This window comes from Robertmurraya korlensis (assembly GCF_023715225.1).
Classification (GTDB): Bacteria; Bacillota; Bacilli; order Bacillales; family Cytobacillaceae; genus Robertmurraya_A.
The window spans coordinates 483656-506865 of sequence record NZ_JAMBNS010000001.1; the positions used below are offsets into that span (position 1 = coordinate 483656).

Annotated in this window: 26 protein-coding genes; 18 read left to right on the top strand and 8 right to left on the bottom strand. The window is 38.3% G+C overall.

What is annotated here, in order from left to right; genetic code table 11:
- The first annotated feature begins 11 nt into the window (after positions 1 to 11).
- Positions 12 to 1358: an aminomethyl-transferring glycine dehydrogenase subunit GcvPA gene (gene gcvPA / locus M3175_RS02635; RefSeq protein WP_251514328.1), complete on the top strand. Its 1347-nt coding sequence runs from the start codon at positions 12 to 14 to the stop codon at positions 1356 to 1358.
- Complete coding sequence (gene gcvPB, locus M3175_RS02640) at positions 1351 to 2808, top strand: aminomethyl-transferring glycine dehydrogenase subunit GcvPB (RefSeq protein WP_251514330.1); 1458 nt, start codon at positions 1351 to 1353, stop codon at positions 2806 to 2808. Before gcvPA ends, gcvPB begins: the two co-directional genes overlap by 8 nt.
- Before the next feature lie 94 nt (positions 2809 to 2902).
- Here the strand turns inward: gcvPB and M3175_RS02645 are convergent, their stop codons facing one another.
- On the bottom strand, positions 2903 to 3283 hold the full coding sequence (locus M3175_RS02645; RefSeq protein WP_119709106.1) for a rhodanese-like domain-containing protein: 381 nt from the start codon (positions 3281 to 3283) through the stop codon (positions 2903 to 2905).
- 173 nt (positions 3284 to 3456) lie between these two features.
- Between M3175_RS02645 and lipM the strand changes: the two genes are divergently transcribed.
- From lipM to M3175_RS02665, 4 genes are all read left to right on the top strand, one after another.
- Complete coding sequence (gene lipM / locus M3175_RS02650) at positions 3457 to 4293, top strand: octanoyltransferase LipM (RefSeq protein WP_251514331.1); 837 nt, start codon at positions 3457 to 3459, stop codon at positions 4291 to 4293.
- Between the two features lie 387 nt (positions 4294 to 4680).
- On the top strand, positions 4681 to 7233 hold the full coding sequence (locus M3175_RS02655; RefSeq protein WP_251514333.1) for a vitamin B12-dependent ribonucleotide reductase: 2553 nt from the start codon (positions 4681 to 4683) through the stop codon (positions 7231 to 7233).
- A 107-nt stretch (positions 7234 to 7340) separates the two neighbouring features.
- Positions 7341 to 8366, top strand: coding sequence for a spore photoproduct lyase (gene splB, locus M3175_RS02660; RefSeq protein ID WP_251514334.1), 1026 nt, complete (start codon positions 7341 to 7343; stop codon positions 8364 to 8366).
- A gap of 108 nt (positions 8367 to 8474) precedes the next feature.
- A complete protein-coding gene (locus tag M3175_RS02665; protein ID WP_251514336.1) occupies positions 8475 to 9359 on the top strand; it encodes a patatin-like phospholipase family protein in 885 nt (294 codons plus the stop codon).
- 16 nt (positions 9360 to 9375) lie between these two features.
- Here M3175_RS02665 and M3175_RS02670 read toward each other — a convergent pair whose 3' ends face one another.
- A complete protein-coding gene (locus M3175_RS02670) occupies positions 9376 to 9750 on the bottom strand; it encodes an SA1362 family protein (RefSeq protein ID WP_251514338.1) in 375 nt (124 codons plus the stop codon).
- 365 nt (positions 9751 to 10115) lie between these two features.
- Between M3175_RS02670 and M3175_RS02675 the strand changes: the two genes are divergently transcribed.
- The 3 genes from M3175_RS02675 (at position 10116) to efp (ending at position 12371) form a co-directional block, all read left to right on the top strand.
- Positions 10116 to 10640, top strand: coding sequence for a YqhR family membrane protein (locus M3175_RS02675; RefSeq protein ID WP_251514340.1), 525 nt, complete (start codon positions 10116 to 10118; stop codon positions 10638 to 10640).
- Positions 10641 to 10726: 86 nt separating this feature from the next.
- Complete coding sequence (locus tag M3175_RS02680; RefSeq protein ID WP_251514342.1) at positions 10727 to 11788, top strand: M24 family metallopeptidase; 1062 nt, start codon at positions 10727 to 10729, stop codon at positions 11786 to 11788.
- 25 nt (positions 11789 to 11813) lie between these two features.
- Complete coding sequence (gene efp, locus M3175_RS02685) at positions 11814 to 12371, top strand: elongation factor P (RefSeq protein ID WP_251514344.1); 558 nt, start codon at positions 11814 to 11816, stop codon at positions 12369 to 12371.
- A 54-nt stretch (positions 12372 to 12425) separates the two neighbouring features.
- Here the strand turns inward: efp and M3175_RS02690 are convergent, their stop codons facing one another.
- Positions 12426 to 13103 carry an SIMPL domain-containing protein gene (locus M3175_RS02690; protein WP_251514346.1) on the bottom strand — a complete coding sequence of 226 codons (678 nt, stop codon included), beginning with the start codon at positions 13101 to 13103 and terminating at the stop codon, positions 12426 to 12428.
- A 159-nt stretch (positions 13104 to 13262) separates the two neighbouring features.
- Here M3175_RS02690 and spoIIIAA point away from each other — a divergent pair, with 159 nt between their 5' ends.
- From spoIIIAA to M3175_RS02730, 8 genes are read left to right on the top strand one after another with little or no spacing between them, the layout of a single operon-like run.
- A complete protein-coding gene (gene spoIIIAA / locus M3175_RS02695) occupies positions 13263 to 14180 on the top strand; it encodes a stage III sporulation protein AA (RefSeq protein ID WP_251514347.1) in 918 nt (305 codons plus the stop codon).
- On the top strand, positions 14181 to 14696 hold the full coding sequence (gene spoIIIAB, locus M3175_RS02700) for a stage III sporulation protein SpoIIIAB (RefSeq protein ID WP_251514349.1): 516 nt from the start codon (positions 14181 to 14183) through the stop codon (positions 14694 to 14696).
- 32 nt (positions 14697 to 14728) lie between these two features.
- A complete protein-coding gene (gene spoIIIAC / locus M3175_RS02705; RefSeq protein WP_009794945.1) occupies positions 14729 to 14935 on the top strand; it encodes a stage III sporulation protein AC in 207 nt (68 codons plus the stop codon).
- Between the two features lie 8 nt (positions 14936 to 14943).
- Positions 14944 to 15339 carry a stage III sporulation protein AD gene (gene spoIIIAD / locus M3175_RS02710; RefSeq protein ID WP_251514351.1) on the top strand — a complete coding sequence of 132 codons (396 nt, stop codon included), beginning with the start codon at positions 14944 to 14946 and terminating at the stop codon, positions 15337 to 15339.
- 36 nt (positions 15340 to 15375) lie between these two features.
- Positions 15376 to 16584, top strand: coding sequence for a stage III sporulation protein AE (gene spoIIIAE / locus M3175_RS02715; protein WP_251514353.1), 1209 nt, complete (start codon positions 15376 to 15378; stop codon positions 16582 to 16584).
- A 10-nt stretch (positions 16585 to 16594) separates the two neighbouring features.
- Entirely contained in the window at positions 16595 to 17209 is a 615-nt protein-coding gene (spoIIIAF, locus tag M3175_RS02720; protein WP_251514354.1) for a stage III sporulation protein AF, read from the top strand.
- Positions 17210 to 17890, top strand: coding sequence for a stage III sporulation protein AG (gene spoIIIAG, locus M3175_RS02725; protein ID WP_251514356.1), 681 nt, complete (start codon positions 17210 to 17212; stop codon positions 17888 to 17890).
- Between the two features lie 15 nt (positions 17891 to 17905).
- A complete protein-coding gene (locus tag M3175_RS02730; RefSeq protein ID WP_251514358.1) occupies positions 17906 to 18451 on the top strand; it encodes a SpoIIIAH-like family protein in 546 nt (181 codons plus the stop codon).
- A gap of 35 nt (positions 18452 to 18486) precedes the next feature.
- Here the strand turns inward: M3175_RS02730 and M3175_RS02735 are convergent, their stop codons facing one another.
- The 5 genes from M3175_RS02735 to M3175_RS02755 all read right to left on the bottom strand — a co-directional run bounded on the left by M3175_RS02735 (position 18487) and on the right by M3175_RS02755 (position 22420).
- Positions 18487 to 19128, bottom strand: a complete 642-nt coding sequence (locus M3175_RS02735; protein ID WP_251514360.1) for a response regulator — start codon at positions 19126 to 19128, stop codon at positions 18487 to 18489.
- 13 nt (positions 19129 to 19141) lie between these two features.
- Positions 19142 to 20233, bottom strand: coding sequence for a GAF domain-containing sensor histidine kinase (locus M3175_RS02740; protein ID WP_285852108.1), 1092 nt, complete (start codon positions 20231 to 20233; stop codon positions 19142 to 19144).
- A 67-nt stretch (positions 20234 to 20300) separates the two neighbouring features.
- Entirely contained in the window at positions 20301 to 20657 is a 357-nt protein-coding gene (locus M3175_RS02745) for a VOC family protein (RefSeq protein ID WP_251514363.1), read from the bottom strand.
- 12 nt (positions 20658 to 20669) lie between these two features.
- A complete protein-coding gene (locus M3175_RS02750; RefSeq protein WP_251514364.1) occupies positions 20670 to 21698 on the bottom strand; it encodes an S-adenosylmethionine:tRNA ribosyltransferase-isomerase in 1029 nt (342 codons plus the stop codon).
- Positions 21695 to 22420, bottom strand: coding sequence for an SDR family oxidoreductase (locus tag M3175_RS02755; protein ID WP_251514366.1), 726 nt, complete (start codon positions 22418 to 22420; stop codon positions 21695 to 21697). The genes M3175_RS02750 and M3175_RS02755 overlap by 4 nt, the downstream gene beginning before the upstream one ends.
- A 270-nt stretch (positions 22421 to 22690) precedes the next feature.
- Between M3175_RS02755 and accB the strand changes: the two genes are divergently transcribed.
- Positions 22691 to 23200 (top strand): acetyl-CoA carboxylase biotin carboxyl carrier protein, encoded by a 510-nt coding sequence (gene accB / locus M3175_RS02760; RefSeq protein WP_251514368.1) that lies wholly within the window; start codon positions 22691 to 22693, stop codon positions 23198 to 23200.
- Positions 23201 to 23210: the final 10 nt, after the last annotated feature.

The window sequence follows — 23210 nt, forward strand, 5'->3', positions numbered from 1 at the left end:
GCACAACAGTCATGAAGCATCGCTACTTACCAATGACAGAAACCGATAAAAAAGCCATGCTAGAAGAAATCGGAATTTCCGATGTACAGGAGCTTTTTAACGATATTCCAGAAAGTGTTCAGTTTAAGGGAGAATATAATATAAAAAAAGCTAAATCGGAGACAGCCTTATTAAAAGAATTAACTACTTTGGCTGCTAAAAATGCCGACTTACGCTCACATACTTCCTTTTTAGGAGCGGGTGTGTATGATCATTACATGCCGGTCATTGTGGATCATGTTCTTTCCCGTTCAGAATTTTACACAGCATATACACCATATCAACCAGAAATTTCACAAGGTGAGTTACAGGCGATCTTTGAATTTCAAACAATGATTTGTGAATTAACAGGTATGGACGTAGCAAACTCTTCGATGTACGACGGGGGGACCGCTTTGGCAGAAGCAGCGATGCTAAGTTCTGGTCATACGAAGCGTAAAAAGGTGCTTCTCTCTAGTACGGTACATCCAGAAACAAAGGATGTAGTAAAGACGTATGCCAAAGGACAATACGTAGAGGTTGTAGAGATTCCATACAAAGATGGTGTCACTGATTTAGATGCTTTAAAGAACGAAATAGGTGATGATATTGCAGCCGTTATCGTTCAGTATCCAAACTTCTTTGGAAGAATCGAACCGATGAAGGAGCTTGAAGAAATCATTCACGCGAACAAAGCAATGTTTGTAGTATCGAGCAATCCTTTGTCCCTTGGTGCATTGACACCTCCGGGAGCGTTTGGTGCTGATATTGTAGCGGGAGATGCACAGCCGTTTGGAATTCCAACTTCATTCGGTGGACCACATTGCGGTTATTTTGCGGTTACGAATAAATTGGTTCGTAAAATTCCTGGTCGCCTCGTTGGTCAAACAAAGGATGATCAAGGAAGAAGAGGGTTTGTATTAACGCTTCAAGCAAGAGAACAACATATCCGACGTGACAAGGCAACATCTAATATTTGTTCAAACCAAGCGTTGAATGCTTTAGCTGCCTCTGTCGCTATGACTGCCTTAGGAAAAAAAGGAGTCAAGGAAATGGCTGTTAGTAACATCCAAAGAGCTCACTATGCAAAGAAAGCATTCGAAAATAAAGGATTCACAATTGCCTTTAATGGACCGAGTTTTAACGAATTTGTTGTTGTATTAAATAAGCCTGTGAAAGAAGTAAACCAACAGCTTTTACAGGAAGGAATTATTGGAGGTTACGATCTCGGTCGTGATTATCCAGAATTGAAGAATCACATGCTTGTAGCAGTAACCGAACTACGTACAAAAGAAGAAATAGATCTATTTGTTGATAGAATGGGGGATTATCATGCATAAGGAAGACCAAGCGCTCATTTTTGAATTAAGTACCTCTGGACGAGTAGGGTATAGTCTCCCGGAGATGGATATCCCTGAGGTAAACTTAGATGATTTAATTCCAGCAGATTATTTGCGAGCTGTTGAACCAAATCTACCCGAGGTTTCTGAGCTTGATATCATGCGTCATTACACAGCTCTTTCAAAAAGAAATCATGGCGTGGATTCCGGTTTTTACCCTCTTGGATCTTGTACGATGAAATACAACCCTAAGATCAACGAAAACGTTGCTCGTATCCCTGGTTTTGCTCATTTACATCCTCTTCAAGATGAAAGCTCTGTTCAAGGTGCATTGGAGCTTATGTATGATCTTCAAGAGCATCTGATTGAGATTACGGGTATGGATGAAGTAACATTACAGCCTGCAGCGGGAGCACATGGTGAGTGGACGGGACTTATGCTTATTCGTGCCTTCCATGAAGCAAATGGCGACACAAAAAGAACAAAGGTAATTGTACCTGACTCCGCTCACGGAACAAATCCAGCTTCAGCAACGGTAGCAGGGTTTGAAACAATCACTGTTAAATCCGATGAAAATGGATTAGTCGATTTAAATGACTTAAGAAGTGTTGTTGGAGAAGACACGGCTGCCTTAATGCTAACCAATCCAAATACTCTTGGTTTATTCGAAGAAAATATTCTAGAAATGGCGCAAATCGTTCATGACGCTGGTGGTAAGCTTTATTACGATGGAGCAAACCTAAATGCTGTTCTTTCCAAAGCTAGACCAGGAGATATGGGCTTTGATGTTGTCCATTTAAACCTTCATAAAACGTTCACTGGTCCGCATGGTGGCGGAGGCCCTGGATCTGGTCCTGTTGGGGTGAAGAAAGATTTAATTCCATACTTACCAAAGCCAATCGTTACGAAGAAGGACGGAATATTTGTATTGGATTACGATCGTCCACAGTCCATTGGACGTGTAAAACCGTACTACGGTAATTTTGGGATAAACGTAAGAGCGTATACGTATATTCGTACAATGGGTCCTGATGGATTAAAAGCAGTGACAGAATACGCGGTTTTAAATGCGAATTATATGATGAGACGTCTTGAGCCATATTTTGATTTACCGTTTGACAGACATTGTAAACATGAGTTCGTGCTGAGTGGAAAGAGACAAAAGAAGCTTGGTGTTCGTACACTAGATATTGCAAAGCGCCTGTTGGATTTCGGTTATCACCCACCAACTATCTACTTCCCTCTAAATGTAGAGGAATGCATCATGATTGAGCCAACAGAGACAGAGTCGAAGGAAACTCTAGATGCATTTATCGAGGCAATGATTCAAATTGCAAAGGAAGCAGAAGAGAATCCTGAAATCGTTCAAGAAGCCCCTCACACAACGGTTATTGGAAGATTGGATGAAACAACAGCAGCAAGAAAGCCGATTTTAAGGTATCAAGCATAAAGATGTAAAAGAAACAAGCACGGCAGATGTCGTGCTTGTTTCTTTAGGAAAAACAAAAAGGATTCCGCTCTAAAGAGCTAGGAATCCTTTCTTCTTACTTCACTTTAATTTTACCAGACCACTTTTTGAATCCGCCTTCAAGGTGAGAAAGATCTTTGTAACCTTTACGGTAAAGTGTTTGTGCAGCACGGCCACTTCTCATCCCACTTTGGCAATATAGATAAACCGGTTTGTCAGGACGTATTTCTTTCATGCGCATTTTAAATTGCGATAAAGGAATGTTTCTAGCTCCTAAAATATGTCCTGCTTCATACTCGTTCGGTTCACGCACATCAATTAGTTGAGCTTTTCGATAGCCTTCACGGAATTGTTGTTCATTCAGTGTTTTTACAATTTTTCGTTGGTAGAGCCAAGTAATCACAGAGTAAGCGATAATGGCAACTACTAGTATAAGGATAAAATAAAGAGTATCCATAAAGTTACATGTCTCCTTTCGAACAAGCATCACGCCAAGTTATATTATATCGGTGTTGTGACTTGGGGTAAAGAGGAACAACTTAATTTTTGAGTACATGTTACTTTCTTTCAATCGTTTCATTTGTTAAGCTAATAGAGCTAGATTTCAACATTAGAAAAAGAGGTTTCATTATGAACAAAGAAATATGGGGTTTCATTGATTCAGGAGAAGGATCTCCTTCTTTTAATATGGCATTGGATGAAGCATTACTTGATTGGCATAGTAAGGGAGAGATTCCTCCAATAATCCGTTTTTATGGCTGGAATCCTGCTACTCTTTCTATTGGATATTTCCAAAAGGTTGATAAGGAAATTGATCTTGATAAGGTGAAAGAACATCACCTCGGTTTCGTACGTAGACCAACCGGCGGGAGAGGGGTACTTCACGACCAAGAGTTAACCTATAGTGTGATCGTGACAGAAGAACATCCTGATATGCCAAAAACGGTAACAGAAGCATATCGTGTCATTTCTGAAGGAATATTAAAAGGTTTTCAGCTACTCGGGTTAGATGCTTACTTTGCGGTTCCTAAAACAGCAGAGGAAAGAGACTCTCTTAAAAACCCTCGTTCAGCTGTTTGCTTTGATGCTCCTAGCTGGTATGAGCTCGTTGTAGAGGGAAGAAAAGTAGCAGGAAGTGCGCAAACAAGACAAAAAGGTGTTATTTTGCAACATGGTTCGATCCTACTAGATATAGATGAGGATAAGCTGTTTAGTCTTTTTAAATACCCGAACGAAAGAGTAAAAGAAAGAATGCAAAAAGCCTTTAAAAACAAGGCTGTGGCCATTAATGAGATTAGTTCAAGAAAAATAGAGGTAGAAGAAGCCAAACATGCCTTTAAAGATGGGTTCGAACAAGGGCTAAATATAGAATTGCAACCATTTAAACTTTCAGAAGAGCAGTTAGAATATGTTCATAAACTTGCGCGCGAACGTTATGAAAGTGACGATTGGAATTTCAAAAGATAAGCGTCGAAATATGTCGCTTTTCTTTTTTTTGTAAAGTTATAGGAAAAAAGCTATAGTACGTAGGTTTTGTCTTGTTATCAGAAAAAGCAAGGAGCGAAATTTGTTAAAATTTATCGCTTTCGCTCGAAAATCTACAAAAATCATCTCTTTTCGCTAGATTCTTAATTTTTTTGAGTTTGACAAATTTGCTGGCGTTTGACCTAAACACAATATATAGTAGGTGTTTTTTGAAAATATATACTATATGTAGACAATATAGTTGATTTCACCATTGGACTGTGGTAATTTAAGAATATTCCTAGCTGCGCTAGATTCTGGATTTCTATTAGTAGTTTTTTACAGAGTAGATTAAAAGAAGCATTTGTATATTTTAAAGGAGTTGTGTGTATGTCTGTTGCGTTTAGAAAAAAAATGAATATTGATGTCGAGAGTTTAAACAAGGACATTAGCTTGTTTCCTCAGGTGCATCCAGTAACCCCAGATATGAAGATTACTCATAAAGGGGTATCAAGACTTGTTATGCTTGACCGTTATACATTTAAAGATACGGAAAAGATAACATTATCGAACGGAGATTTTGTTGTTCTTACAATTAAAGAAGATCCAAAGTTTCCTGCTAGAGGTCTTGGATTTATTCTTGAAATTGATTGGGACCAAAAGATGGCTAAAGTGCTTGTTGATGAGGAGTTTAGAGGTGTTCTAGATGACCCGGAAGAAGCTAGTACAGGAGTTATTAATCGTTCGCTTGATGTCATTGAAAAGCCATTGGAAGTGTTTTATGAGCAAATTGCGAAACGCAACGCAACAGGCTTGGCTTCAGTAGAGAGAACAGAAGAAAAGAAGGCTGAATGGTTCCAGAAGTTTTATCAGGAACTTGTTAACTTAAATTTCATTCCAGCAGGACGAGTTCTTTATGGAGCAGGCGCTGGAACAGAAGTAACATTCTTTAATTGTTATGTTATGCCATTTGTTCAAGATTCTCGTGAAGGAATCTCCGAGCATCGTAAGCAAGTAATGGAAATCATGAGCCGTGGTGGCGGAGTTGGAACAAACGGATCAACTTTAAGACCTAGAAATACACTTGCTCGTGGAGTAAACGGTAAATCTTCTGGCTCGGTATCATGGTTGGATGATATTGCAAAGTTAACTCACTTGGTTGAGCAAGGTGGATCAAGACGTGGAGCTCAAATGATCATGTTAGCGGACTGGCATCCTGACATTATTGAATTTATTATTTCAAAAATGCAAAACCCAAGAATTCTTCGTTTCTTACTTGAGACAACAAAAGATGAAACGATTAAAAAATATGCGAAAGAAAAACTAAAGTTTTCTCCTCTTACTGAGAGTGAGCGTTCTATGTATCAAGGAATTGCTAATTATAAAACGATTCCAGGTCATGGTGGTTTTTCTGAGAAAAACATTGCAGACGCGGAAGAAAAGCTTGCTACTGGAGGGAATTTCTCTGTTCATAACTCAGAATTCTTAACAGGTGCGAATATTTCTATCTGTTTAACGAAAGAGTTTATGACAGCGGTTGAAAATGATACTGCGTACGAACTTCGATTCCCAGATGTGGAAAGCTATGATGCTGAGGAAATGAAGATTTACAATGAAGAGTGGCATAAAGTCGGGGACGTTCGTGAGTGGGAAAAGCAAGGCCATAAAGTACGAGTGTACAGAAAGATCCAAGCAAAAGAATTATGGAATCTGATCAATATTTGTGCGACATACTCAGCTGAGCCTGGAATTTTCTTCATCGACAACGCAAACGACATGACAAATGCAAAAGCATATGGTCAACAAGTAGTAGCTACAAATCCATGTGGAGAACAACCACTAGCACCATATTCCGTGTGTAACCTTGCTGCCGTTAATTTAGCGGAGATGGCAGATAAAGAGACAAAAACGGTTAATTTCGAAAAGCTAAGACAAACGGTCGCTGTCGGCGTTCGTATGCAAGATAACGTTATTGATGCAACTCCATACTTCCTTGAGGACAATAAGAACCAAGCATTAGGAGAAAGACGTGTAGGACTTGGTGTAATGGGCTTACATGATCTTCTAATCTATTGTGAGACAGAATACGGTTCTGAAGAAGGAAACGTTCTTATTGATAAAGTGTTTGAAACGATTGCAACAACAGCGTATGAAACATCTGTTGAACTAGCGAAGGAAAAAGGAAGCTTCCCGTTCCTTGTAGGGCATACAGATGTGGAAACGAATCGCCTTCGTCAAGCATTTACGCAAACGGGCTTTATGCAAAAGATGCCTGAGCATGTGAGAGAAGCCATTCTTGAAAATGGAATTCGTAACTCTCACTTGCTAACAGTAGCTCCTACAGGGTCTACTGGAACAATGGTTGGTGTTTCAACGGGTCTTGAGCCTTACTTCTCGTTCTCATATTTCCGTAGTGGACGTCTTGGGAAGTTTATTGAAGTAAAGGCAGATATTGTACAAGATTATCTTGACCGCCATCCAGAAGCGGATCCTGATCAGTTACCTAGCTGGTTCGTATCTGCGATGGAGCTTTCACCTGAAGCGCATGCGGACGTACAATGTGTTATCCAAAGATGGATTGATAGTTCAATCAGTAAAACGGTAAATGCACCAAAAGGATATAGCGTTGAGCAGGTAGAAAAAGTGTATGAGCGTCTATACCGAGGTGGAGCAAAGGGTGGTACGGTTTATGTGGATGGATCACGTGATAGCCAGGTTCTAACACTGAAAGCAGAAGAAAATACGGTTGATGATTTTGAGACCAATGTAGAAAAAGCACATGTAGTATTAGTTGATACCATCTCGGATCTTCGCTCAACAGATGTGACCATTGGTTCAGAAGTTGGAAATACTTGTCCTGTTTGTCGTAAAGGAAAAGTAAAAGAAATTGGTGGCTGTAACACTTGTACAAACTGTAACGCACAATTAAAGTGTGGTCTATAATTTAAAGGGAAAGAGGATGGAAATAATTGTTCCATCCTCTTTTTTCGTTTCTTTCTTTTTTTGTTCATACTACCTGTATAACTAGGTTGATGAAATGAGGGAAAAAAATGAAGCCGTTTGTTCCACAGCTTGTATATATAGAGCCAGGTGCATTAGAGTATGAACTCGGTAAAGAATTGAAAAAAAAGTTTGAAGATATGGGCCTTGAAATAAGAGAAACTACTTCACATAATCAAATCCGTGGGATTCCTGGAGACAATGAGCTTCAGCAATACCGTAATGCCAAGTCCACTTTAGTCGTGGGTGTAAGAAGAACATTAAAATTTGATACATCTAAGCCGTCAGCAGAATATGCCATTCCTTTAGCAACGGGTTGCATGGGGCATTGTCACTACTGTTATTTACAAACCACATTAGGAAGTAAGCCGTATATTCGGACATACGTAAATCTAGAAGATATTTTTAATCAAGCTCAAAAATATATGGATGAACGAGCACCAGAGATCACTCGATTCGAAGCCGCTTGTACATCAGACATTGTTGGTTTAGATCATTTGACACATTCCCTAAAGAAAACGATCGAGTTCATCGGTCAAACAGAATATGGTCAGCTTCGTTTTGTAACGAAATATCACCATGTAGACCATCTGCTTGATGCGAAACATAATGGGAAAACACGATTTCGTTTTAGTGTGAATTCGCGATATGTTATTAAAAATTTCGAACCAGGAACATCAACATTTGATGAACGTCTTGAAGCTGCTAAAAAGGTCGCCAATGCAGGATATCCACTAGGTTTTATTGTGGCTCCTATCTATCTTCATGACGACTGGAAGGAAGGGTATCGAGAGTTATTTGAGCGTCTTAGTGACTCGTTACAAGGAATTGAGTTACCTAACTTAACCTTTGAATTAATTCAACATCGTTTTACCAAGCCAGCGAAAAAGGTCATAGAAAAGCGCTACCCAAAAACAAAGCTTGAAATGGATGAGGAAAAAAGAAAATACAAATGGGGGCGTTACGGAATAGGAAAGTATGTGTATCAAACGGATGAAGCAGCCGAAATGGAGCAAACGATTCGAGGGTATGTTAAAGAGTATTTTCCTACTGCAGAGGTAAGTTACTTTACGTAAAAGTCCAATTCGATAAAAAAATTAAATGATTTAGATTGTCCGCCGTACTATTTCAGGAAGCAACTGCTTAAAGATGTATCATATACGTGCATCTAAGGAGTGACTTCCATGTATATTGACGGCGTTTTTTCTGGGGGAGGCATTAAGGGGATTGCCTTAGTTGGTGCCTATGAAGCAATTGAAAATAGAGGCTTTCGTTTTAAAAGAGTGGCAGGAACAAGTGCAGGCTCAATTATTGCTTCGTTAATTGCTGCAGGCTATACAAGCAAAGAGGTTTATGAGCTTATCAATGAGTTGGATTTAAAAACGTTTTTGGATACTCGGCCTTCTTATCTACCCTTTCGTGTGGCTAAATGGATTCTTCTTTATTGGAGACTGGGTATCTATAAGGGCCAGAAACTTGAAGAGTGGCTTGCTGAAAAGCTTTCACAAAAAGGTGTTCGAACCTTTGCAGACCTCGAACCTCAAGCTTTAAGAGTTGTCGCATCGGATTTATCAAATGGCCGATTAATTGTTCTCCCAGATGATTTGCCGTATTATGGAATTAATCCAAATTCATTTTCAGTTGCAAAAGCGATTCGAATGAGTTGCAGCTTACCATATTTCTTTGAACCTGTGAAAATCAAGCATGACCATACGACAAGTACAGTTGTTGATGGTGGAGTTCTTAGTAATTTCCCTATGTGGCTATTCGATAGTGAGAATGTAAAAAAGGTCCGACCTGTATTAGGAATCAAACTGTCTCATAGTATTCAAGATCGACCAAATAAACAAATTACCAATGCAATTAAGCTATACGAGGCTCTGTTTGAGACTATGAAGGATGCACATGACTCGCGGTATATTTCAAGAAAGCATGAAAAAAATATCATCTTTATCCCAACAGAAGGGGTATTAACAACGGAATTTGAATTGACCGAGGAGAAAAAGCAAATCCTTTTCGATCTAGGAAAGGAAAGAGCTTCCCAATTCTTTTCTAAGTGGAGCTATTAAAAAGAAAACCGAGCGTCTAAAACGATGCTCGGTTTTTCTTTTTGCCTTTTCGCCCTTCAATGACCGTTAAATGTGTGGCTGATTTGGATTTATTCGCATGCTTTTTTAACGAAGTAATGGAGCCACTTTTAGCTGAAGGCTTCCGACCCTCTTTTTGAAAATACTTCTTTTTCGAACGCTTAGCAGCTTTGCGGAACGCATGCTGTTCTTTTTTGTCGGGACTTCCCTTATAAAAATGTCGAACCAAAAAGTACAGAATGACTCCGACAATTGCAAACACAAAAATACTTTTAAAAAATTCACTAGGATTGACCATAAGTCTAGAAACTACTCCAATAGCAGCTAAAGTAACTAAACAAACGATAAAAATAAGCGAAGTTCGATTTTTCATGAAAGCCACCTCCCTAAAAGCATGATTAGCATTTTTTTCCGCTTTTAAACTAGCTGTTCTGACAATTACACAATTTCTACCCATTGTTCGTTAATGATGGTGAGGATATTGGGCTTGAACATTTTAATGGTGAGGTTGTTATTGTATAAAACGTTTTAAAGGTATTAATTAATTTATGCAACTTTCCACGATATTGGAACTCCGTTTTTACATTTGTTTAATAAAATCTTATCTTAATATTTATTCTACTAGAAAAGGAAAAAAACCTCTATCATGTAAACTTAAATTGACAGAAATCAAATTATTTTTATTTATAAGTAAGGAAAGAAATGCCGTGGGACATAATACAAATGGAGGTGATTTTAATGGCAGAAAACAAGGGGAAATATGAGCAAGAACAGCATGAAAAACCATTATCATTTATGGCTATGGTCATTATTACAGGGTTTGTAGGAGGAATGCTATGGAGTTTTCTTGCATTTATTGCCTGGTATTTTAACTTCACTGAGATTCATCCAAGGGTTATCTTAGAGCCATGGGCGATCGGCGCATGGAAGAAACAATGGCTTGGTACAGTCATTTCCATTTTTCTTCTCGGAGTTATTTCAATCGGAGTTGCCATTATGTATTACATAGCGCTCAGACGTTTTAGGAGTATATTCATTAGCATGGGCTTTGGACTTGTGTTACTTGGATTAGTATTGTTCGTACTTAACCCGATCTTCCCTGGAATTCCTCCATTTAGAAAGATGGAGTTAAATACATTAATTACTACAGCATGTTTTTATGTTTTATATGGGACGTTTATCGGTTATTCGATTTCCTATGAGGAACATGAAATGAAGAAAATAAAAAAGGCAAACCATGAGCCTCCCTTCTCTCCAGACTAGTGTAACGAAAAAAGGATGTGTTAGAATGTTCTTATTGAGCATTCTTTTTTCGTTTAACAGAATAAGATTACGAAAGGGAGAGAATGATGGAAAAATTAAATAAATTAAGAGCTGAGATAGAAAAGTTAAAGGTGGATGGAATTCTTATTACAAGTAGTTTTAATCGTCGCTATATGTCTAACTTCACAGGCTCAGCAGGTGTTGTCCTCATAAGTAAAGATCGTGCACAATTTATTACAGATTTTCGTTACGTCGAACAAGCGGAAAAGCAATGTGTCGGCTTTGAAATCGTAAAGCATAACGGTACCGTAGCTGAAGAAGTAGCCGCGCAAGTTAAAGAGCTTGGAATCACTAGACTAGGATTTGAACAAGAACATGTTACATATTCATCTTATCAATCATATAAAGAAGCTTTGCAGTCAGAACTAGTCCCATTATCAGGCGTTATTGAAAAGTTGCGCTTGATAAAGACTGACGCAGAGATTAAGATATTAAAGGAAGCAGCAAAGATTGCAGATGCTGCGTTTACACATATTTTAGGCTTTATTCGTCCCGGTATAACAGAGTTAGAGGTTTCGAATGAGCTTGAGTTCTTTATGAGAAAAAGAGGTGCAACTTCATCATCTTTTGATATAATTGTTGCTTCGGGAATTCGATCTGCACTTCCTCATGGAGTGGCTAGTGAAAAAGTAATTGAAGCAGGTGATTTTGTAACACTTGACTTTGGGGCATATTATAAAGGCTATGTATCCGACATTACAAGAACTGTATCAGTTGGAGAACCTGATGATAAGCTAAAGGAAATTTACAATATTGTTTTACAAGCGCAATTACTCGGGATGGAAGGAATCAAACCAGGAATGACGGGAAAAGAAGCCGACGCATTAACAAGAAATCATATTTCTTCACATGGGTATGGTGAATATTTTGGTCATTCAACGGGACATGGTATTGGTCTAGAAGTGCATGAAGGACCTGCACTTTCGGTAAGATCAAATCTTGTTCTTGAAGAAGGAATGATTGTAACTGTCGAACCTGGTATATATATTCCAGGGCTTGGCGGTGTTCGTATTGAAGATGATACGATTATTACGAAGGATGGAAATGAATCCCTCACTTACTCTACAAAAGAGCTTATTATTCTTTAATGCATCATATTAGGAGGATTTATTAATGATTTCAGTAAACGATTTTCGTACAGGTTTAACAATTGAAGTAGATGGCGGCTTATGGCGCGTAATGGATTTCCAACACGTTAAGCCTGGTAAAGGTGCGGCATTTGTTCGTTCAAAGCTTCGTAACCTGCGTACAGGAGCGGTTCAAGAGAAGACATTCCGTGCGGGTGAGAAAGTAGCGAAAGCGCAAATCGACAACCGCAAAATGCAGTATTTATATGCAAACGGTGAGCAACATGTATTCATGGACGTTGAGTCATATGATCAAATCGAGCTTCCAGCAACTTCTATTGAATATGAACTAAAGTTTTTGAAAGAAAACATGGAAGTTCATATCATGATGTATCAAGGTGAAACACTAGGAGTTGAACTTCCTAATACTGTAGTGCTTGAAGTAGCTGAAACAGAGCCAGGAATTAAAGGTGACACAGCTTCAGGTGGAACAAAACCTGCTATTCTAGAAACGGGTCTATCTGTTCAAGTGCCTTTCTTTATTAACCAAGGTGATCGTTTAATCATTAACACAACAGAATCTTCATACGTTTCAAGAGCTTAATCATATACTTTCAATAGCGAATGAAAAAGACACTCGAGTGAGTGTCTTTTTTTGTTATGAAGTAAATTGGAAGACAGCCGTAATGGTTGCCTTTACTTGTAGTAATCCTGGTTCTATCGTTGTACTTACTCCTTTTACCATAGGCATCGTAGTATAAAGTGGCTCAGGGATGGTTATAGCACTGCCACCTTCAATAATGAGTATGGGAGGATGATTAAGTTGAACACGTAGGGCTTGAGCAATTGCTGCCGCCTTCTGTGTGGCATCATTAACGGCAAGTGTGAGTGCTTGTTGTTCTTGAATTAAATTATTCTTTGCAGAAAAATTTATCGCTAGTATACTGTTTGCTCCACTTTCTACTGCTTTATCAACAACCATGCCAATTTGCTCCATATTGGATAAAGTAACAGTTAAACGATGTTCTACTTTATAATTTCTAAACGTTTGTACGCCATCGACAAAGTCGTATTGAGGGAAAATGGAATAATCAGATGTTCTAATTTTTTCTCTCGGAATTTGTAGTGAAAGCAAAGCATCCACAACAGCAGAACTCACTTGTGCATTTTCTCGCTGTGCAGGCACGAGGTCCTTATTCTCCGTAATGATTCCAATAATAACATCGGCCTGGTCAGGCTGAATATCCACCGTTCCTTCTCCTATCACTCTAATTTCATTTGTACTTGTTGCTCTGGAAGGATAATGGTTCCATACACGCGTGTAATCTTGATACATATCAACTCCTCCTTATTTTTAGTACTTCTCTTTGTAAAATGTATGCAGTCTAAGGAATAAGATTCTACTCTTAATTATAGAATTCAGGAGTCATAAAGTGGCCAAGCAGGCATACAAATGAATTAATGAGAAAGGTTCTGATGACAGGAGGTAAAGGTTATGGAAGAGGTTATTGGTATGTTACCTAAAGCAATTGCCAATCAAATGAATCAACTGTCTCCCTTTCAATTAAATGATATGGAAGAAATTCGAATTAGAATTGGTCGCCCATTGGAAATCACCTGTGGGGGAAATCCAATCTTTTTATCTTATACGGTAAAAGCAGAAGATGCGATCCAACTGCTGAATAAGATCAGTCATTTTTCTATCTATACGTTAGAAGAAGAATTAAAAAGAGGATATGTTACGGTGGCAGGCGGTCATCGGGTAGGACTTGCTGGGAAAGTTATTTTGGAGGCGGGCAAGGTGAAAGCAATTACAGATGTTTCCTCTTTTAACTTTCGTATAGCAAGAGAGAAAATTGGGATTTGTCATAGTCTCCTCCCGTTTCTATATGAAGGAGATTGGTTGCATACCATGATCATTGGTCCGCCACAGACAGGAAAGACCACGTTAATAAGAGACTTAGCGAGAGTGATTTCAACAGGTACAAAAACGATCCCGGCAGCTAAGGTAGGAATTGTTGATGAGCGATCCGAGATTGCTGGAAGTATAAATGGTGTTCCTCAGCTGACATTTGGACCGAGAGTAGATGTATTAGATTCTTGTCCAAAAGCGGAAGGAATGATGATGATGATTCGCTCTATGAGCCCTGATGTACTAGTTGTAGATGAAATTGGTAGGGAAGAGGATGGAGAGGCAATTTTAGAAGCCGTTCATGCAGGGATCTCTCTTTTAACAACGACACATGGTCATTCGTACGCGGATATTTTAAAAAGACCCACATTAACACCAATCATCAAGAGTGGAATATTTCAAAGATTTATTGAATTAAGCCGTTTAGAAGGGCCAGGCACGATACTTTCTGTGAAGGATCAACAGGGTAGGGAAATTGTCAGAAAAGTGAGTGTGACATAAATGATAAAGTTAATCGGAGCCGTTTTTATTATCATTGCTACTACTTGGACGGGCTTTGAAGCCTCTAGGCATTTAACAGAAAGGCCTCGTCAGCTAAGACAATTAAAGTCAGCTTTACAATCACTCGAGGCTGAAATTATGTATGGTCATACCCCTCTTCATGAAGCAGCTAGAAGATTAGCTTCACAGCTTTCCAAGCCTCTTTCTTGGTTTTTTGAATCTTTTTCTAAGAAACTAACCAACTCTGAAACTACGGTAAAAGATGCGTGGGAGGAAAGCCTTCAAGAGGTTTGGAAGCTCACAGCATTAAAACAAGGAGAATATGAGATTATGAAGCAATTTGGGGAGACGCTTGGTAGACATGATCGTTTCTCGCAACAAAAACAAATTCGTTTGGCCTTAACTCATCTAGAGCGTGAAGAAGCGGATGCGTTTGATAAGCAATCGAGATATGAAAAGATGATGAAAAGCTTAGGATTTCTATCAGGTTTACTACTAGTTATTCTACTGATGTAAAAAATTGAATGTGGTCTTAGGAGGAAAAGCGAATGGGTCTAGAAGTAGATATTATTTTTAAAATAGCTGGAGTAGGTATTGTAGTTGCGTTTTTACACACAATTCTCGATCAAGTTGGAAAGAAAGAGTACGCTCAGTGGGTAACTTTATTTGGCTTTATTTATATATTGTTTATGGTTGCTTCAATTGTAGATGACTTATTTCAAAAGATCAAATCAGTGTTCCTATTCCAAGGGTAAAGGAGGGTTTGACGATTGAAATTTTAAAAATAGTTGGGTTTGCACTCATTGCTACTTTTTTAGCTCTTGTAGTCAAAGAGCAGAAACCAAATTTCGCCTTTTTGCTAATCGTATTTGTGGGATGTTCTATCTTTCTCTATCTAATCGATCAAATCTACGCGATTATTCATATGCTTGAAAAAATAGCGATAAATGCAAATGTAAATATCATTTATGTAGAAACCATTCTGAAAATCATCGGAATTGCTTATATTGCGGAGTTTGCTTCTCAAATTACAAAGGATGCGGGACAAGCTGCAATCGCCTCGAAAATTGAGATGGCTGGGAAAATACTAATCCTTGCCATGGCGATTCCCATTTTGACTGTGTTGATAGAAACAATTATTGCATTAATCCCAAATTAGTTGAGCTACTGAACAGAATAAAAGAAGGTGAAAAAGTTGAAGCAACTGATCTTCAAAACAATCTCTCTCTTATTTCTCATCCTATTTGTATCTGTCCCAATAAGTAAGGCGGAGACAAACGAAGAAACGCAATCTTCTTCACAGTCAGTCCTAAATCCTGAACAAATGATGGAAGAACAGCTTGAAGCGTTGGATATCGATGAAATGAAGGTGTTTTGGGAAAAGATTACGACAGAATATGGTGGGTTTCTCCCGGAAAGTCAAAAGGGAAGCTTGTACGACTTTATCAAAGGGGACAAGCAATTTTCCTTAAAAGAGTGGACGAATGGAATAATTAAATTTATATTTCACGAATTTGTTGTGAATGGAAAGCTTCTTGGCACGCTAATATTACTTACCGTGTTCTCGATGTTTTTGCAAACACTACAAAATTCATTTGAAAAGAGCACAGTTAGTAAAGTAGCCTATGCGATTGTATTCATGGTGTTAATTATTATTGCGCTAAATAGTTTTCATATAGCTATCCAATATACAAATGATACGATAACAACTATGATTTCCTTCATCTTAGCGCTAATACCGCTTCTCCTTGCATTAATCGCCTCGTCGGGGGGGCTTGTATCTGCAGCCTTTTTCCATCCAGTGATTTTATTCCTTATGAATAGCAGTGGAATGTTTATACAATATGTTGTTTTACCACTTCTATTTTTAGGAGCAGTACTTAGCATCGTGAGTATTTTATCAGAGCATCACAAAGTGACTCAATTAGGGAACCTGTTAAGAAATTGGAGCATTGGATTATTAGGGATTTTCCTGACCGTCTTCCTTGGTGTTCTAAGTGTACAAGGAGCTTCAGCGGCTGTGACAGATGGAATTACAATTCGAACAGCGAAATTCATTACCGGTAATTTTATCCCTGTTATTGGACGAATGTTTACAGATGCCACAGACACGGTAATTAGTGCTTCTCTTTTACTGAAAAATACCGTTGGAATTGCAGGAGTAGCCATATTACTACTAATTGTCGCTTTTCCAGCGATTAAGATATTAATGATTGCCTTTATTTATAAGTTTGCAGCTGCCGTTTTACAGCCTCTAGGTGGAGGACCCGTTATCGCGTGTTTAGAAATCATTAGTAAAAGTATTGTTTTCGTATTTGCTGCTTTAGCGATCGTATCTATGATGTTTTTTCTAAGTTTAACCGTTGTCATTGCAGCAGGAAACCTTACGATGATGGTTCGTTAGGAGGAGTGGAATGGATTTTCTAAAAGATTGGATCACAAATATTATCCTTTTCGTCTTGCTGGCAACAGTTGTTGATATGCTGCTTCCAAATTCGAATATGCAAAAGTACACCAGGATGGTTACTGGATTATTGCTAATAGCCATTATTCTTTCACCGGTTCTGAAAATATTATCTAGTGATTTCGAGGCGAGCCTCTCCTCCATCACAGAAGTAGACTCCATTTCAGAAAAAAATATAGAAAATTCAATAGAATTAAAGAAAAAAGAAATACAAGCCTCTTTTGATGCATATGCTTTAGAAGAAGTGGCTGTCCAATTGAAAAAGGACGTTGAAGAGGAGTTGATGGAACAGTACGGTTTAGAGATTGCTAGTATCGATCTATCAGTGGATGAAACGAGCAGCGCAACCTTCCCAGACAATCTTCAAGAGATATCTGTTACATTACGTGAATCAACAAAAGAGGATGTGGTAGAAGTCGTACAAATGGTTGATATTAATACGAACTCACCTCTACCATCTAATTCCGAAAGTGAACAAAACGAAGAACTGTCTTCACTTCTCTCTGAAAAATGGGATGTAAACAAAGGCGCTGTTGAAATCTTCATAGAAGGGGGGAACAAATAAGTGGAAAATGATACAGAAAAAGATAAAGAACCTAACAAAGATAAAGGGCCAATTACATTCCTAAAAAAACTATTTAGTAAAGATAGCCCTCCTGAGAAAAAATCTAGTAAATATCAATACTTTTTAATCGTCTTATTAATTGGAGCCGCCATTATGTTAGCAAGCAATTTGCTCATAAATCCAAATCCAAGTTCTTCCGCTATTGAAACGGGAGGAAAGGCTGAGGATTCAAGCGAGGATGTAGAAACATTTGGACAGAAAAAAATTGATGGGAATGAAATCATTGCCGCCTATGAAGATCATTATGAAAATCAATTAAAGGAAACACTTGAGGGAATTGTCGGCGTTGGAGAAGTCATTGTAGCAGTAAATGTTGACGCGACTGAGAAAAAAATACTAGAAAAAAATGTGGTTGTTCAGTCCCAAAAAACCGAAGAGGTTGACCGTGAGGGTGGGCAAAGAACAGTCGAAGACCAATCAAAGGATGAACAGTTAGTGATTATCCGAGATGGGGAAAAAGAGGTTCCTATTGTGATAGAAACGAAGAAGCCAGCCATACGCGGTGTCATCGTAATTGCAAAGGGAGCTGATAATATACAAGTAAAAAAATGGATACTTGAGTCCGTTACGAAACTATTAGATGTACCGGTTCACCGAGTATCTGTAATGCCTAAAAAATAAAAGGGGGATTTATAGATGTTATTGAAAAAACAAACGGTTTGGTTATTAACAATGCTTAGCTTAGTTGTTGTATTATCGGTATATTACATTACTTCTCCAGAACAGCAAATGAATAATATGGCTACAGTAGACAAAGAAACAGAGGAAGATTCAACAGTAAGTGGAGAAAATAAATCTGAATCTGGTGAATCAGTCATTTCTAGCACGGCTAGCGATGAAATGTTTGAAGCACTACGCCTAGAGCTAGATGAAGAGAGAAGTAAATTAAAAGAAGAGCTAGAAACGACAGTTGCTTCTACAGATCTACCAACTGAAGACATTAATGCGGCTCTTGATAAAATTAAAGAATTAAATGATGTTACTCAAAAAGAAGCGTATCTTGAAACAATGATTGTAGCTATGGACTATGAAGATGCTTTAGTAAGAGTAAACGATGACGAAGTACGTGTCACTGTAAAAGCAAAAAGCCATTCTCCAGCTGCTGCTAATGAAATTTTAAAGTTAGTTCGCTCTGAATTAGGTGGCTTGAAGCCAGTAGTACAATTCCAAATAAGTAAATAATAGAAAAACGGAAAGCCCGAGTGCTTTCCGTTTTCTTATTCAACTAGCCGATTTTTAACAGCATAAAGGGCTGCTTGGGTACGATCGGCTAAACCAAGCTTTGAGAGAAGGTTAGAAACATGGGTTTTGACTGTCTTTTCAGTAATATATAAGCTTGTTGCAATCTCTTTGTTGCTTTTACCTTTGGCAATTTCTTTTAATACATCCATTTCTCGTTTGGTTAACTCATAAATTGAATGCCGAGATTGGTTTCGATCGATTGATAACTTTGCTAATAAATGACTTGTGGCCTTGGGATGTATCTGGTTTGTTCCTAGCATCACATTTCGGATCGACTGAACAAGTTCGTCTGGTTGAATATCCTTTAATTGACATCCAGAAGCACCCGCCTCGAGTGCAGGAATTACATGGTCCTGTTCAGAAAAGCTTGTCAAAATAATGACTTTTATCGTAGGGTACAAGGTTTTTATAATTTTCGTGGCTTCGATTCCATCCATTTCCGGCATGGAAAGGTCCATTAATATAAGGTCGGGCTCATATCTTTTCGTAAGCTCAATGGCTTCTATTCCGTTAGCTGCTTCGGCCACAATTTCAATCTCTTTTTGCGTGCGTAGAAAAAAGACGAGTCCCCGACGAACGACGTGATGATCATCGACAACAAGAATCTTCGTTGTCATTTAGCACCCCTCCTTAATGAGGTATTTTGATTTGAATAATTGTACCATTTCCTAGATTACTTTCTAATGAAAATTCTCCCTTAATGGCTTCAGCTCGAAATTGCATACTTTGTAAACCTAGAGAAGGTGTTTGGATTCCCTTTTGATATTGAAAGCCAATGCCAAGGTCTTTAATGATGAAAGTGGTTTCCTTTTTGGTTTTTTCCAAATCAATATACACAATCGTTGTACCTGCGTGTTTTTTACAATTTGCAAGTGCTTCTTGCCCAATTCTCCACAGTGCTTCTTCGACCTGATTTGAAAAGTGAGGAACACCCTTCATATTTATATGAACAGTTAGCCCTAGTAGTTGGCCGTATTTTTGAAAGGCGCTCAGCAGCCCATCCTCTAACCCTTGGGGACGTAACTGCCAAATCAAGGATCTCATTTCCCCAAGTGCATCTTGAGCGAGCTCTTGTATATAGGTGAAGGTATTTTTCATTTCCTCTGTTTTTGTCATTTCTCTTCCTGCTCTTGCCGTGAGACTTAAAGAAAATAATAATTGATTTACCGAATCATGAAGATCTCGAGCAAGTCGATTTCTCTCGTCATTGAGGGCGGTTTTTTGCTCATGTTCCACAAGCTTCATCCTCTTAATGGCAGTACCAATTTGAAAAGCAACGGCTTCAAGTAGGGCTAACTCATCATCCTTGAAAAAGGTTTTAAAGGGAGCGCCCACATTTAATAAACCATATCGTTCCTCTCCCGCACGGAGCGGAACAGTAGCGTGATGGGTTAAACCGTTATGATCTCCCATTTTTGCTTCTATTGCTTCCTCAATTCTTTGGCACTCAATAATATTGGTTGCTTTTGTTAATTTCTGATGATGATAACGATTAACACACCAGCACGAACCCTTGCACATTCTCAGGTTCTGTTCATACGAAAGAGCAGGAGGGAGGGCTTCATGTGCGACAAGTTGATGGGAGCCTTTTTCATCAATAAAAAAGATCCAACCGGTTTGAAGTCCTGTTATATCCAATAGCTTTTTTAGGACTTGAGATAGAACATGATACAATTCAGTCCCCTCGTTTAACATTTCAGCAATTTCTTTAAGTATCTTCATTTCTCTATATCTAGAACTCTCTCCCATCAGGACCACCCTCAAACAATAGAAATTTAGTATGTTGATACTATCTCAAACTCATTTGTAAAAATTCAATCGTTTCATTAGAGGGTCCTGTCACAAATGCAGTTTTCCAACCGATTTCCAACTCGTATGGACCCTCCACTATACAGTAATCGTATTCTTTACAACGAAGAAGGACCTCAGTTATACAAGGAACTTCGAAGCAAATATGCGTATGTGAAACTTTATTTACATGATCACCGAGAAAAAGTTCCAAGCGAACATCTTCTAACCGTAAAAAAACAATCTCTTCTTCCATAAATTTTACCTTTTTTTCTATCTGAAAATGAAGTGCCTTTTTATAAAAAGATATGGATTTCTCCATATCTTTTACTTCAATCCCATAATGATGGACTCGCAAGCAGACTACCTCCTAAAGGATGACATTAATATCTCCAAATTCATGCCATAAATATTGTTTATTAAGTGCTTCCTCATACGCCGGAAATAGTTTTTCTTTTGGTACAAAAGCTAAAAGCATATCCAAATGACTCGCTTTTGGTTCATGAAAGCCAGTAATAATGCCATCTATCAACTGCAACTTTGACTCTTCAGTAATATACAAATTTGTCCAACCAGAGAGACAGCTGGTCTTCGCGGCGGTTTCTAAGGCACGAACAACTGTCGTACCAACCGCAATGACCTTTGATCCGCTTTTCTTTGTATCTAGCACCTTATTCATTGTCTTCTCTGGAATGATATATTTCTCACAATTTTCTTCAGGACTTGGAAGCAAATTGTCGTCCAAAAAATAACTAAGCCCAGTGTGTAATTGAAGAAAAGCAATCTGAATCCCTTTTTTTTGTAATCGAAATAGCAGTTCCCAGCTTATGGCTCTTCCAGCTGAAGGCATTTCCAACGATCCGGGTGTTGACGCAAAAACGGTTTGATAATATTCAAGACTCCAAGGTTCATGAATATATTCATAACGGATAGGTTCTCCTATCATATAGATCTCTTCTAGTAGCTCTGTACCTCCTTTTGAAAATTGAATTCGTGAGAGGGGAGTAGGGCTTTTCAGATTTAATACAGTAGCTGACAAAGTGGGGGAAAAGTATAAAACTTCTCCAGCCGATACCTTTTTACTTAAAATTAATGCTTCCCATTCGAACTCATTTAGTTTACGAGCAAGTTTCACCTCTATAGTTGATGGTTCCTTCAGACTATTTTGATGAAACCTAGCTCTTAATAGTGCGGGGATTGTTCTACTATTGTTAAGAACTAGGAGGTCACCTGCTTGAAGATAATGTTCAAGATGACTGAATTCATCGTGGTCTACTTGCCCACTTTGTTTATTAAGTACCATCATTTTTACCTGATCACGTCTAATCCCTCTTCGCTCAGGAGGGATTGACGCATTTAACTGTCTCGGAAGATGAAAATCAAAAGCTTGTGAAGTCATTTTCTTTCCTCCTTGTATACTTGGGCTTCAAACCGTTTCCCGGTAATATTATTTGCGTCTTCGGAAGCTAAATAAAGAAAAATATCAACCACATCGTTCGGGTCTGCTAGAGGATAATCACAATCAGGGACGGCTAGTGCGTGCATTTCGGTATTCATTTCCCCAGGATCGACCATGTTGATGCGGATATTTGTGTCACGTAGTTCATCAGCCCAAGTTTCTGTTAATCCTTCAAGTGCAAACTTTGACACCCCATAGGCACCCCATCCGGCATACCCAGTTGAACCGGCTTCAGAGGTAATATTAATGACTGCCCCCTTATTTTGTAAAAGCATGTGAATCAGCACTCTTTTTGTTATCAAAAAAGGACCTAGAACATTTACGTGAAATGTAGTAGAAAAGTCATACTCAGGATAATCTAGTAATAGAGGTATTGGACTCGGCCCAAGAGTTGAGGCATTATTGATTAACACATCGATTTGTCCATACCGTTCTACTGTTAAAGCTACAAATCTTTCTACGTCTCTTGGAAGAGAAATATCTGCCTTTATTGCAAACACCTCTGCTCCTAATTGTTCAGCTTCTTCCTTCACTTGAAATAAGGCTTCCGTATTTCTGGCGCAAATAGACAATCGTTTCCTTTGTTTGGCAAATGCTAATGTTAAAGCCTTTCCTAATCCTTTTGATGCTCCTGTAATCATGACTACATCGTTACTATTCATTACAAATCTCCTCCTGTATAAATGGTTTCTTGTAATTACAGAATAGAAAATATTTTTATTATTTCCCTCGTGAAAAAGCTCTATATTTTCTACAACTTTAGTCGTAGAAGAAAAATGAATAGGAAAAATTTAAAAAAATCTTATATTTCAAAAATGAAAACGTGTTCTTTTGTCGAATATGTATATAGAGGAATAAAGGTTGAACTTCTATGAGGTCTTATCGTATGATATTAGTATCTAGTGCTAAAAAGTAAATTAGAGGTGAGTATGATGTTAAAGGTTCAAGAAATTAGAGAATTAATAAAACTTGTAGATCAATCAAGTCTAGATGAATTTGTATATGAATACGAAGGTGCAAAAATTAAAATGAAAAAAAATGTGGCTGAGGGTACTGTAACTGTAAAGGAACAAGTTACACCAGCACCTGTAGTCGTTGCTGACAGAACACCAGCACCAGTGGCTGCTGTAGAGGTAAAGAAAGAGGAGCCAATTGCACCTCAAGCACAACCAGCACAAACACCTGCTGCTGATACTTCAAACTTACATAAAATCACTTCACCGATGGTGGGGACTTTCTACCAATCGCCTTCTCCTGATGCTGATGTGTATGTTAAGGTTGGATCAAAGGTTTCTAGCGATTCAGTTGTTTGTATTGTCGAAGCAATGAAGTTATTTAATGAAATAGAAGCTGAAGTTAACGGAGAAATTGTAGAAATACTTGTAAAAGACGGACAGTTAGTGGAGTATGGTCAACCGTTATTTTTAGTGAAGCCAGAGTAAGGAGCTGTCT